The organism is Lysobacter sp. DMC97, assembly GCF_056313745.1.
On the sequence record NZ_JBQUZR010000003.1, the window covers coordinates 24,745 to 37,175 of the forward strand.

General features: G+C 70.3%; 13 protein-coding genes. 10 read left to right on the forward strand and 3 right to left on the reverse strand.

The features are described 5' to 3' along the window. The first annotated feature begins 3 nt into the window (after window positions 1-3). Entirely contained in the window at window positions 4-519 is a 516-nt protein-coding gene (locus tag ACT53Q_RS06245; RefSeq protein WP_476185807.1) for a DUF4189 domain-containing protein, read from the forward strand. A gap of 48 nt (window positions 520-567) precedes the next feature. Then, on the forward strand, window positions 568-1,248 hold the full coding sequence (locus ACT53Q_RS06250; RefSeq protein WP_476185808.1) for an HAD family hydrolase: 681 nt from the start codon (window positions 568-570) through the stop codon (window positions 1,246-1,248). Between the two features lie 25 nt (window positions 1,249-1,273). On the opposite strand, the gene ACT53Q_RS06255 is transcribed toward ACT53Q_RS06250, so the two are convergent. From ACT53Q_RS06255 to ACT53Q_RS06265, 3 genes are all read right to left on the reverse strand, one after another. Continuing rightward, complete coding sequence (locus ACT53Q_RS06255; RefSeq protein ID WP_476185809.1) at window positions 1,274-1,831, reverse strand: DUF1415 domain-containing protein; 558 nt, start codon at window positions 1,829-1,831, stop codon at window positions 1,274-1,276. A 2-nt stretch (window positions 1,832-1,833) separates the two neighbouring features. Beyond that, entirely contained in the window at window positions 1,834-2,316 is a 483-nt protein-coding gene (locus tag ACT53Q_RS06260) for a YajQ family cyclic di-GMP-binding protein (protein WP_476172674.1), read from the reverse strand. A 206-nt stretch (window positions 2,317-2,522) separates the two neighbouring features. Further along, entirely contained in the window at window positions 2,523-3,572 is a 1,050-nt protein-coding gene (locus tag ACT53Q_RS06265) for an OmpA family protein (protein ID WP_476185810.1), read from the reverse strand. A gap of 205 nt (window positions 3,573-3,777) precedes the next feature. Between ACT53Q_RS06265 and ACT53Q_RS06270 the strand changes: the two genes are divergently transcribed. From ACT53Q_RS06270 to ACT53Q_RS06305, 8 genes are all read left to right on the forward strand, one after another. Beyond that, a complete protein-coding gene (locus ACT53Q_RS06270) occupies window positions 3,778-4,620 on the forward strand; it encodes a DMT family transporter (RefSeq protein ID WP_476185811.1) in 843 nt (280 codons plus the stop codon). A gap of 78 nt (window positions 4,621-4,698) precedes the next feature. Next, window positions 4,699-5,592 carry a hypothetical protein gene (locus tag ACT53Q_RS06275; protein WP_476185812.1) on the forward strand — a complete coding sequence of 298 codons (894 nt, stop codon included), beginning with the start codon at window positions 4,699-4,701 and terminating at the stop codon, window positions 5,590-5,592. Between the two features lie 146 nt (window positions 5,593-5,738). Continuing rightward, complete coding sequence (locus ACT53Q_RS06280; protein WP_476185813.1) at window positions 5,739-6,596, forward strand: hypothetical protein; 858 nt, start codon at window positions 5,739-5,741, stop codon at window positions 6,594-6,596. Window positions 6,597-6,726: 130 nt separating this feature from the next. Further along, window positions 6,727-7,494: a VOC family protein gene (locus ACT53Q_RS06285; RefSeq protein ID WP_476185814.1), complete on the forward strand. Its 768-nt coding sequence runs from the start codon at window positions 6,727-6,729 to the stop codon at window positions 7,492-7,494. Window positions 7,495-7,694: 200 nt separating this feature from the next. Then, window positions 7,695-9,062 (forward strand): dihydrolipoyllysine-residue acetyltransferase, encoded by a 1,368-nt coding sequence (gene aceF, locus ACT53Q_RS06290; RefSeq protein ID WP_476185815.1) that lies wholly within the window; start codon window positions 7,695-7,697, stop codon window positions 9,060-9,062. 16 nt (window positions 9,063-9,078) lie between these two features. Then, a complete protein-coding gene (gene lpdA / locus ACT53Q_RS06295; protein ID WP_476185816.1) occupies window positions 9,079-10,893 on the forward strand; it encodes a dihydrolipoyl dehydrogenase in 1,815 nt (604 codons plus the stop codon). Between the two features lie 99 nt (window positions 10,894-10,992). Next, complete coding sequence (locus ACT53Q_RS06300) at window positions 10,993-11,685, forward strand: aspartate/glutamate racemase family protein (RefSeq protein WP_476185817.1); 693 nt, start codon at window positions 10,993-10,995, stop codon at window positions 11,683-11,685. Between the two features lie 410 nt (window positions 11,686-12,095). Further along, entirely contained in the window at window positions 12,096-12,425 is a 330-nt protein-coding gene (locus ACT53Q_RS06305) for a hypothetical protein (protein WP_476185818.1), read from the forward strand. Window positions 12,426-12,431 lie beyond the last annotated feature (6 nt).

A 12,431-nucleotide genomic window follows, 5' to 3' on the forward strand; every position in this document is an offset into this window, starting at 1 on the left:
GTGATGCCCCCACGCGTTGCCCGCACGTACACGTCTGCGCGCCGTCGCTTCTTCGCGTTCGCGGCCTGCCTGCTCGTCGCCGGCGCTGCGCACGCGCAATGCCGGATCGGTTCCGGCCCGGATCTGGGCGACGGCATTCCGTACTGCGCCGATCTGCCGCCCGAGGACTATGCCGTGCCGTCCGGGCCGGTCTGGGAAACGCGTTGGGGCGCGATCGCGATCGACCCACAGGTGTCGGCGGGCGGGATCGGCGTGGCCAGCGACATGAAGAGCCGTTCCGCCGCCGAGAAGACCGCGCTGAAGGCGTGCCGCCGCAACGGCGGTGGCAGGACCTGCCGCATCGAGGTGTCCTACGACAACCAGTGCGGCGTGATTGCCTGGGGCGACGACTACTACAACACCGCGAATTCGGAAGACCTCGAGGACGCCTCGCAGCTGGCGCTGAGCGCCTGCGCCGAGCACACCCAGCACTGCAAGGTGTTCTACGCGAACTGCAGCTATCCGGTCCGCACCCGCTGAGCGGGCGCCACCGCAGGGCAGGGCGGGGGCGCTTGCTATCATCGCGGGATGACGCCCGCCTCCTGCCCGCATGGCCTGCCGTTCGCGCCCGCGGCGCTGCTGTTCGACATGGACGGGCTGATGATCGACAGCGAACGCGCGATCCTCGCCTGCTGGCGCGAGGCCGCGGCCGAGCTCGGGCTGTCGGTCGAAGGCGATCTGTGGATGCGCATGATCGGCCTGCACGACACCGACTGCGTCGCGCTGATGCGGCAGACGCTGCAAGCGGACGAGGTTCGCGCGCTGCAGCAGGGCTGCTATGTCCGCTACCACGCACGCGTGGATGCCGGCCTGCCGCTGATGCCCGGCGTGCGCGACGTGCTCGACGACGTGGCGCGTCGTGCGTTGCCGCGCGCGGTGGTCACCTCCACGCGGCGCGAACGCGCGACGCAGAAGCTCGCGACCTGCGGGATCGCACATTACTTCGAGATCGTGGTCACCGGCAGCGACGTCGAACGCCCGAAGCCGGCGCCCGAAGGCTATCTCAAGGCCGCGGCCGCGCTCGGCGTCGACCCCGCGCGCTGCGTGGTGTTCGAGGATTCGTCGGTCGGCGTGCGCGCTGCGCTCGCGGCGGGGATGACGCCGATCCAGGTGCCCGACCTCGTGCCACCGGACGACACGACGCGCGCGCTGGGGCATCGCATCGCCGCGTCGCTGGCCGAGGCCTACGCGCTGGTCGCGTTAGCGTAGCGCACGCCGCGCGCCGCGTCGCGCATCACTCCGCGTCGAGCAGCCGTTGCAGGCCGTCGAGGCCGAGGCGCGCCATCGTCTCCAGATTGCGCTGCACGATCGCGTCCGGGTCGGGATACGCCGCGACCGCGCGATCGAGGCTGGCCTCGCGGATCAGGTGCAGGGTCGGGTACGGCGCGCGGTTGGTGCCGTTGCCCGGATCGTCGGGCTCGGTGTCCGCGAACTGGTACTGCGGATGGAAGCTGGCGACTTGCAGCACGCCTTCGAGGTCCAGCGCCTCGACCACCATGTCGACGCGGTCGAGGAAGTCGTTGTAGTCGAGGAAGTCGGTCAGCACGCGCGGATGCACCAGCAGCGTGGTGTCGATCTCGTCCGCCGGCGTGTCGCGCAGGCGCAGCAGTTCCTCGGCCAGTTCCTCCAGCAGATCGTCTTCGAGTTCGGCGTCGCTGAGCACGAACCGCACCTGCTGCTTGACGTGCACCGACTTGGCGAACGGGCACAGGTTCAGCCCGATCACCGCGCGTTCCAGCCAGCGGCGGGTGGCGGCGATTTCGGGGGCGTCGCCGGTCGCTGCGGAGTCCACGCTCAATCCCGGAAGTTGTCGAACTGCAGCGGTCGCTCGAAGGTCTGGCCGCGCAGCAGCGCGATCGCGGCCTGCAGGTCGTCGCGCTTCTTGCCGGTGACGCGCAGCTTGTCGCCGTTGATCTGCGAGTCGACCTTGAGCTTGGCGTCCTTGATCGCGGTCTGGATCTTCTTCGCGAGGTCGCGCTCGATGCCCTGCTTGACCGTGATCTTCTGGCGCGCGCCGGCGAGGTTGGTCTCGATGTCGGCGAATTCGAGGCAGCGCGCGTCGATGCTGCGCGCGATCAGCCGGGCGCGCAGGATCTCGGTCATCTGCTGCAGCTGGAATTCGCTGGGCGCGGACTGCGTGATCAGCTTGTCGTCGAGCACGAACTTGGCGTCGACGTTCTTGAAATCGAAGCGATTGGCCAGTTCGCGGTTGGCCTGGTCGACGGCGTTGGTCAGTTCGTGGACGTCGACTTCGGAAATGATGTCGAAGGAGGGCATGGCGATGTGCGCAGGTCGTGGGGCGCACAGGTTAGCCGATGTAGGGCGGGCCTTGGCCCGCCATCGCGGCGTATCGGATTGTCTCGAACGATGATCGAAGCGGTTCCAATCACCTTGCGCGGCGATTGGAAAAGCTGCAACGGCGGGCCAGGGCCCGCCCTACGGATCGTCCGGGCCGCAACGGCGAGCCAAGGCCCGCCCGACGGTCAGCGCTTCACCAGCTCCACCCGCCGGTTCTGCGCGCGGCCGTCCTCGGTGCCGTTGTCGGCGACCGGCTTGTCCTGGCCGAAGCCCTGCGACGCCAGCCGCGCCGGGTCCACGCCCAGCCCGACCAGTGCGCCCAGCACGCTGCGGGCGCGGGCGGCGGAGAGGTCCTTGTTGTGCGCCGGCGTGCCGGTGTTGTCGGTGTGGCCTTCGATCGACAGCTTCAGCGCCGGATCGGCGGCCAGCAGCTTGTTGATCTCTTCGACGATCGGCTGCGCATCCGGGCGCAGGGTCGCCTTGTCGGTGTCGAAGTTGATGTGCAGCGCGACGTGGCCGTCCTTGTCGATCGCCTGCTTCATCGCCGCGGCGTCGAGGAAGCCCAGCGACTGCTTCATGCCTTCCTTCTCCAGCACGACGACGAAGCCGTGGACCGGGAACACGCCGGTGCTGACGTCGATCCACCATTCCTTGCCGCCCTGGCGCAGCAGGTAGGTGTCGTGGTGGTAGTCCGGCACCTGCGGCGCGGCATAGTTGACCTTCTCCAGCGCGTCGCGGCCGCCGGCGGCGTCCATCACCGGGTAGGTGTACTGGGTGTCGTTGATCTTCTTCGCGCCCAGCGCCAGCGCGGCGTTCTCGTAATTGCGCAGGAATTCGGTCTCGGTGTACGTGCGCTTGCCGCCGGCGAGATTGAAACGGTCGTGGAAGATCTTTCCCTCCACCGGCACGGCCTTGCCGCCGGCGAGGAAGAACTGGCGGTCGAAGTTCACCAGTTTGTCCTTCTCGTCGTAGGTGCTTTCCATGCCCTCGGGGATCGCGAAGAACGGGAACGGCGGCAGGGTGGCGGTGCTCTCGGGGACGCTGGCCGGGTCGAAGTCGGCGGCCGGGGCGGGTGCGGCGGGGGCCGGCGCGGGTTCGGCGGCGGGGGCGGTCATCGGGGCTGCGGCGGGCGCGGCGGCCTCGGGCGCCGGGGCCTCGCGCTTGCAGGCGGGCAACGCGAGCAGGCAGGACAGCAGGCAGGACAGCGACAGCGCGCGCGCGGCATTCGGCGACATGGGGCGGGGCTCCGGCAGGAAACGGATCGGGACGGGCAGGTCGGGCGGACCGGCGGAGTGTAGAACGGCGAACCGGCCGCCGGCAGGCCGGGCGGATACGGTGTTCCATCGTGGCGGGGTGGTGCGGGGTGTCGGCGGCGGGCATCCTGTGCGGATGTCCTCTCCCCCTGTTCCCGCCCGTCATCCCTGGGCGGCGGCCCTGCGCATGCTGGCCGCCGTCGGCGCGTTCGCGCTGATGGACGCCGGCCTGAAGCTGTTGTCGGCGCGGTATCCGCCGTTCCAGGTGGCCTCGCTGCGCGGCGCGTCGTCGCTGCCGTTCGTGCTGGTCTGGGCGCTGGCGACGGTGGGGCCCGGGCGGCTGCTGCGCATCCGCTGGCCGCTGCACCTGCTGCGCGGCGCGCTGGGCGTGCTGATGATGGTCGCCTTCGTCTACGCGCTGCGCACGCTGCCGCTGTCGACCGCCTACACCTTGTTCTTCGTGGCGCCGATGATGATCACCGCGCTGTCGGTGCCGGTGCTGGGCGAACACGTCGGGCCGCGGCGCTGGGCGGCGATCGCGGTCGGCTTCCTCGGCGTGATGGTGGTGCTGCGGCCCACCGGCGAGGGCGTGCTGACCCTGGCCGGCCTGGCGGTGCTGGTGTCGGCGCTGGGCTACGCGGTGTCGGCGATCACCGTGCGGGTGCTGACCCGCACCGACAGCAGCCAGGCGATGGTGGTGTGGCTGCTGGTCAGCATCGCCGCCGGGTCGGGCGCGCTGGCGCTCCCGCACTGGGTGCCGGTGGCGGCGTCGGACCTGTGGATCATCGCCGGCGTCGGCCTGGCCGGGGCGCTGGGCCAGTACTTCGTGACCGAGGCCTTCCGCCTCGGCGAGGCGTCGTCGATCGCGCCGCTGGAGTACACCGCGCTGCTGTGGGGCGTGCTGCTCGACTTCGGCCTGTGGCACGTGCTGCCGGACGGCATCACCTGGGTGGGGGCGGGGATCATCGTCGCCAGCGGCCTGTACCTGCTGCACCGCGAGCGGGTGCACCTGGAGGCCGAACACCCCTGAGCGGCTGTCCGCCCCGCCGCCCGTCCTGCGTATTGCTCCGGTTGTCACGCCATCCCACCGACCTCCGGAGTTCCGCCGATGTCCCGCAAGCTTCCGTTCGCCAAGTCCGCCCTCGTCCTCGGCCTGGCCGCCGCCGGCACCATTGCCGTGGCTTATGCCGCCCAGTCCCGGGCCCCGTTGCGTGCCGATCCGCCGCGCGGCGTGGCCGCCGACCTGCAGAACTACGCCCAGCAGCGCCTGCTGGCCAAGCGCGCCGCCCAGGGCAAGATCGCGCCGGCCGGGCGTACCGCTGTCGCCACCAAGCTGGCCCCGCCGCTGTACCCGGTGACCACGGACGAGGTCTACGACGTCGATTCCTTCGGCCGCAACGTCCGCTGGCTGGGCCTGGCCAGCGCCTTCATCAACGTGCAGAGCGGCTGCCCCAAGCCGACCACGCCGGACGAGTACTGCCAGGAACTCAACACCACGCCGGGCGCCACCACCAGCTTCGCCTTCAACGACGCCGCCCGCATCAAGCTGCCGAAGTACGCCAGCAACTCGATCCTGTGCTACTGGTTCTCGCCGGTGCTGACCTACACCTGGAGCAACCCGACCGCGAGCCGCGTGATCGGCCAGCTGCGCTTCGTGCCGACGCTGACCATCGAGAACCCGGTGCTGGCCGATCCTTCGCTGATCGATCCGACCACCGGCGTGCCGTTCGGCGGCGTGCTGCAGACCTCGATGACCTCCAGCGAGACCGTGCAGCAGGCGCTGGAAGCCGGCGTGACCCTCAACGAGCGCGAGCGCGATTCCAACGTCTGCATGGCCGGCTTCATCAGCTACAAGTCGCTGGTCGAGAACTACGGCCTGACCCCGGCGCAGGCGGACGATTTCATGGCCAACCCGATGACGGTGAAGCTCAACATCACCGGCAGCACGCGCTACATCTCCAACGCGTCGATGGTGTTCGGCCTGCGCGTCGTCGGCGACTGACCCGTGCGCGACGCCGGCCGCCGCCGCCCGCGGCGGCCGGGCCGCGTTCGGTCGATGCGCCCCGGCCGGGCTGTCCGCTCCGGCCGGGGGGCTGCGTTCTCGTCGGTGCCGTCCCACCGTCGGCCCAACCTCCGGAGCGCACCACCATGCAACGCAAGCATCTGATCGGCCTCGCCGTCGTCGCGGCCCTCGCTTCGCTCGGCGCCTACGCGCAGCAGCGGGCGCCGTCGAAGCACGACATCGCCGAGGCCGTCTCCTCCGATCTCCCCCGCTGGCGCGCCCCCGCGCCCGCCACGCTCGGCGCCCGCGCCGCCGCGGCCAAGGTCACCGGCGTCGCCAAGGCCGCGCCCACCGTCGACGACGTGTACGACGTCGATTCCTTCGGCCGCAACGTGGTCTGGCTGGGCCTGACCAGCGCCTTCGTAACCCTCAGCGACACCTGCCCGACGACCGATCCGGCCGATCCGGACGAGCACTGCCAGGTCGTCAATCCGGCGCCGGCCACCACCAGCTTCACCTTCGAGGACACCGCGCACATCTACCTGCCGGCGAAGTCCGCGAACTCGCTGCTGTGCTACTGGTTCTCGCCGGTGCTCACCGTCACCTACAGCAACCCGGGCGCCACCCCGGCGCTGGGTCGCCTGCGCTACAACCCGACGCTGACGATCGAGAACCCGGTGCTCGACAACCCGGCGCTGATCGATCCCACCACCGGCGTGCCGTTCGGCGGCAAGCTGCTGACCTCGATGACCTCCAGCGAGATCCTCGTCATGCCGCTCAACGCCGGCCAGACCGTCACCGAGCGCACCCGCGATTCCACCGTCTGCATGGCCGGCTTCGTGTCCAAGCAGGCGCTGATCGAGAACTACGGCCTGACCGACGCGCAGGCGAAGGAGTTCTTCAAGAAGCCGACGAAGATCCGCCTCAACATCAGCGGGTTCTCGCAGAACGTGGCATTCGCCTCGATGGTGTTCGGCCTGCGCGTGGTCGGCGACGAACGCTGATCGCGTCCGCCACCGTCCCGCATCGCACGAAGCCCGGCCCCGCGCCGGGCTTCGTCGTCTGCGGCGGCGCACCATGCCCGGCGCGCGCCTGCGGTGTAACGTGGCGCGACCTTCCCGCAGGAGCCTACCGATGAACAGCGCGCACGCGAACGGCGCCCCGCACTGGTTCGAACTGGCCACGCCCGATCCTGCGGGCGCCGACGCCTTCTACACCGGCCTGTTCGGCTGGACCGCGGACGCCTCGGCGATCGCCGGCGATTACACCGTCTTCCGGCTGGGCGGGCGCGAGGTGGCGGGCGCCTATGCGCTGCGCGCGCACGGCGTGCCGCCGGGCTGGGGCGTGTACTTCCGCGTGGCCGACGTCGACGCCGCGGCGGCGCGCGTCGTCGCGGGCGGCGGACGTGTGATCGTGCCGCCGTTCGAGGCCGGCGGCCATCTGCGCGCCGCGGCCTGCGCCGATCCCGAAGGCGCGGTGTTCCTGCTCGCCCAGCCGCGCGGCCACGCCGGCGCCGCGGCCCTGCGCGAACCCGGCGCGGTGTGCTGGACCGAACTCGCCACCCGCGATCTCGATCGCGCGCAGGCCTTCTACGGCGACGTGCTCGGCTGGACCGTGCAGCCGCATCACGCGTCGCCGCCGACGGTGTACCGCATCTTCGCGAATGCCGACGGCATGCTCGGCGGTTTCCTGGCGATGACGCCCGAATGGGGCCCGATGCCGTCGCACTGGGCGCTGTACGTGCAGGTCGAGGACGTCGATGCCGTCGCCGTGCGTGCGCAGGCGCTGGGCGGACGCCTCGTGTTCCCGGCGTTCGATGCGCCGCAGGTGGGACGCATCGCGCGCATCGAGGATCCCGCCGGCCTCGGCTTCTACGTCATCCGTTTCGTCGATCCGGCGTGATGCCGCGCGTGGTGCGCTGCACCGTACGCCGGCGCATTGCGGCTGAATACGTTTTCCCGTCCTGCACGCGCCGCGGTCGGCGTTTCGCCGCCCGTTGCGGTTGGCGTGCGCGGCCCGCCCGTCCACAATAGGCCCGTCTCCGCGACGCGCGTGTCCGTCCTGCGCGTCGCCTCCCCCGAGTTCCCGCACAAGGCCACGCCATGACCGCACCGAAGGAAGCCCGCGTTCCCGACATCGGCGATTTCACCGACATCCCGGTGATCGAACTCCTGGTCCAGGTGGGCGACACCGTCGCGAAGGACCAGGGTCTGGCGACGCTGGAATCCGACAAGGCGACGATGGAAGTGCCCGCGCCGTTCGCCGGCGTGGTGCGCGAACTGAAGGTGAAGCTCGGCGACACCGTGTCCGAAGGCAGCGTGGTGGCGATGATCGAACCGAGCGACGCCGGCGAAACCGCCGCAGCGCCTTCGCCTTCGCCTGCGCCGGCTCCCGCGCCCGCGCCCGTGGCGGCACCCGCGCCGGCGCCTGCCGCAGCGCCTGCGCCCGCACCGGTGTCCGCGCCTGCGCCTGCGCCCGCCGCGGCGCCGATGGGCGCCGGCCTGCCGCCGGTGCGTTTCGAGGCCGACGCGGTGCTGCCGGACAAGGTGCCGCACGCCAGCCCCGCGGTGCGCCTGTTCGCCCGCGAACTCGGCGTCGACCTGTCCCGCGTCGCCGGCTCCGCGCGCGGCGGCCGCATCACGAAGGAGGACGTGCAGGGCTTCGTGAAGTCGGTGATGCAGGGCGGCGCGTCCGCCGGTGCCGCACCGGCCGCGGCCGGCGGTGGCGGCGGCCTCAACCTGCTGCCGTGGCCGAAGGTCGACTTCGCGAAGTTCGGCGAGATCGAAGTGCGCGAGCTGTCACGCATCAAGAAACTCTCCGGCGCCAACCTCGCCCGCAACTGGGCGATGATCCCGCACGTCACCCAGCACGACGAGGCCGACATCACCGACCTCGAAGCGCTGCGCGTGCAGCTCAACAAGGAGCACGAGAAGGCCGGCGTGAAGCTGACCATGCTCGCGTTCCTGATGAAGGCCGTGGTGTCGCTGCTGAAGCAGTACCCGGACTTCAACGCCTCGCTCGACGAGACCGGCGAGAAGCTGGTGCTCAAGAAGTATTTCCACATCGGCTTCGCTGCCGACACGCCGAACGGCCTGGTGGTGCCGGTGATCCGCGACGTCGACCGCAAGGGCGTGATCGAGATCGCCCGCGAGACCTCCGAACTGGCGAAGAAGGCGCGCGACGGCAAGCTCGGCCCGGCCGACATGAGCGGCGGCTGCTTCTCGATCAGCTCGCTGGGCGGCATCGGCGGCACCGGCTTCACGCCGATCGTGAACGCGCCGGAAGTCGCGATCCTCGGCGTGTCGAAGTCGTCGATCAAGCCGGTGTGGGACGGCCAGCAGTTCCAGCCGAAGCTGATGCTGCCGTTGTCGCTGAGCTACGACCACCGCGTCATCGACGGTGCCGCCGCGGCGCGTTTCGCCGCCCACCTCGCGCAGCTGCTCGGCGACATGCGCCGCGTGCTGCTCTGACCGAAGGCGCGCACACATGGCGAACACGATCGAAGCGAAGGTTCCGGACATCGGCGATTTCGATGCCATCCCGGTGATCGAACTCCTGGTGAAGGTCGGCGATACCGTCGCGAAGGACCAGGGGCTGGTGACGCTGGAATCCGACAAGGCGACGATGGAAGTGCCGTCGTCCGCCGCCGGCGTCGTGAAGGAATTGCGCGTGAAGCTCGGCGATGCGGTGTCCGAGGGCAGCGTGATCGCGATCCTCGAAACGGCCGATGCGGCCGCGCCGTCGCAGCCCCCATCCCAACCTTCCCCCGCGAGCGGGGGAAGGGGCGAAAGCGCGGCGCCTGCGCCTGCCGCCGCGCCGGCAGCGGCCACGCCCGCAACTGCAGCTGCTGCACCCGCACCGGCCGCCGCCGCATCCACCGGCCGCAAGGCCGACGTCGAATGCCGGATGCTGGTGCTCGGTGCCGGTCCCGGTGGCTACACCGCCGCGTTCCGCAGCGCCGACCTCGGCCTCGACACCGTGCTGGTCGAGCGCTACCCGTCGCTCGGCGGCGTCTGCCTCAACGTCGGCTGCATCCCGTCGAAGGCGCTGCTGCATGCGGCGAACGTGATCGACGAAGCGGCGCACGCGAAGGACTACGGCATCGACTTCGGTGCGCCGACCATCGCGCTCGACACGCTGCGCGGCTACAAGGACAAGGTCGTCGGCCAGCTCACCAAGGGCCTGGCCGGCATGGCGAAGCAGCGCAAGGTGCGGGTGGTGCAGGGCACCGGCAAGTTCGTGTCGCCGAACGAGATCGAAGTCGTCGGTGATGCCGGCACGCAGCTCGTGCGCTTTGAACAGTGCATCATCGCCGCGGGTTCGCAGCCGGTGAAGCTGCCCGCGTTCCCGTGGGACGACGCACGCGTGATGGATTCCACCGACGCGCTGATGCTGGCCGACGTGCCGAAGTCGCTGCTCGTCGTCGGCGGCGGCATCATCGGCCTGGAGATGGCGACGGTGTACCGCGCGCTGGGCGCGGCGGTCACCGTGGTCGAGTTCATGGACCAGATCATGCCGGGCGCCGACACCGACCTGATCAAGCCGCTCGCCGATCGCCTGAAGAAGCAGGGCGTCGCCGTGCACCTCAAGACCAAGGTCGTCGAGGCGAAGTCGACGAAGGCCGGCATCGTCTGCAGCTTCGACGGCGCAAGCATTCCCGCGAGCGATACCTACGATCGCGTGCTGGTCGCGGTGGGCCGGTCGCCCAACGGCAAGAAGATCGACGCGGAGAAGGCCGGTGTCGCCGTCGGCGAGCGCGGCTTCATCGCCGTCGATCGCCAGATGCGCACCAACGTGCCGCACATCTTCGCGATTGGCGACATCGTCGGCCAGCCGATGCTGGCGCACAAGGCGACGCACGAAGGCAAGCTCGCCGCGGAAGTCGCCGCGGGCGAGAAGAAGGAGTGGGTGGCGCGGGTGATCCCGTCGGTCGCCTACACCGATCCGGAGATCGCGTGGGTCGGCGTCACCGAAACCGAGGCGAAGGCCAAGGGCCTGAAGATCGGCGTCGGCAAGTTCCCGTGGGCCGCGTCGGGCCGCGCGATCGGCATCGGCCGCACCGAAGGCTTCACCAAGCTGATCTTCGACGACGCCAGCCATCGCATCATCGGCGCCGGCATCGTCGGCGTGCATGCAGGCGATCTCATCGCCGAAGCCGCCCTCGCGATCGAGATGGGCTGCGAGGTCGAGGACATCGGCCACACCATCCATCCGCATCCCACGCTCAGCGAATCGGTGGGTATGGCCGCCGAAGTCTTCGACGGCACCATCACCGACCTGTACATCCCGAAGAAGAAGTAGCCATCGCTTTACGGTAGAGCGGCCTTCAGGCCGCTGCTTTTGAACCAGACCAGAGAACAGCGGCCTGAAGGCCGCTCTACCGATCAACGGAAACGTTGCATGAAAACCCTCGGCCTGCTCGGCGGCATGAGCTGGGAATCGACGCTGCCGTACTACCGCATCGTCAACGAGCGCGTGCGCGAACGCCTCGGCGGCCTGCATTCGGCGAAGCTGGTGCTGCACAGCGTCGACTTCGCCGAGATCGAAGCGCTGCAGCATGCCGATCGCTGGGATGACGCGGGCGCGCTGCTCGCACACGCCGCGCGCGGACTGCGCGCCGCGGGCGCGGACGCGATCGTGCTGTGCACCAACACCATGCATCGCGTTGCGCCGGCGATCGAAGCTGCGGTCGACGTGCCGCTGCTGCACATCGCCGATGCCACCGCGCGTCGCCTGCACGATGCGGGACTCGATCGCGTCGCGCTGCTCGGCACGCGCTTCACGATGGAGCAGGCGTTCTACCGCGACCGCATCGAGGCCGCCGGCATCGCTGTGTTCGTGCCCGGTGCCGACGATCGCGAGCGCGTGCACCGCGTGATCTACGACGAACTCTGCCTTGGCCGCCTGCACGAAGCGTCGCGGCAGGATTACCGCCGCATCATCGCCGCGCTGGTCGCGCGCGGCGCGCAGGGCGCGATCCTCGGCTGCACCGAGATCGGCCTGCTGGTGGGCGAGGGCGATGCCGACGTGCCGCTGTTCGACACCGCGCGCATCCACGCCGAGGATACCGCCGACTGGGCGCTTGACGGCTGAGGGCGGACAAGACGAAGCCCCGGCCGGGGAGAGCCGGGGCTTCGAGGGCCTGCTGGGCCGCCGGGGGACGGCCGCATCGCTCGCGCAGGACGCAGGAAGAGACCGGCAGGCGCGGCGGAAGTTCCGCCGATGGCCCGGATCGCCCCCGCGAATGTGACGGCGGCCGGAAAATCCGTCGGAAAGTCCTTTCCCGTCATGGGGTTGCATGCGGAATCCCGGCCTTCGGCCGGCTCTGGCTACGACCATGGCCGCGGTTGCCCCGGAAAATGCCCGGCTGCTATACTTTTTCGGCTTCGCAGGACGGTTTTCGGCTGCCATCGGCGCCGGGGCCGGCCTGTCGTCTCCGCCAATTTCCCGGGTGCCGCGTGCTGAATTCTGTCGCCGCGGGCCGGCGACTGGCGCGACGCACGGTGCTGACCCAGGCCGTGGCCGTCGCGATCGCAGCCGCGGCCTGTCTGACGTTCGGAGGGACGGCCGCGCTCGCCGCGTTGGTCGGAGGCGCCGCGATGACCCTCGGCACGGCGCTGGCTGCCTGGGGCGCGTTCCCGGGCAGCGTGGTCGGCGCGGAAATGGCGTTCGGCCGGCTGCTGCTGGGGCTGGCGGCGAAATGGATCGTGGTGGCCGCGGGGCTCTGGCTCGCGATCGCCGTGTGGAAACTGCCGGCAGTGCCGGCGCTCGTCGGAGCGGCCGCGGCCGCCGCCGGCGTGTTGTTCACCGCGAGGTCCGGGTTGCGCTCCTGAGGGGCG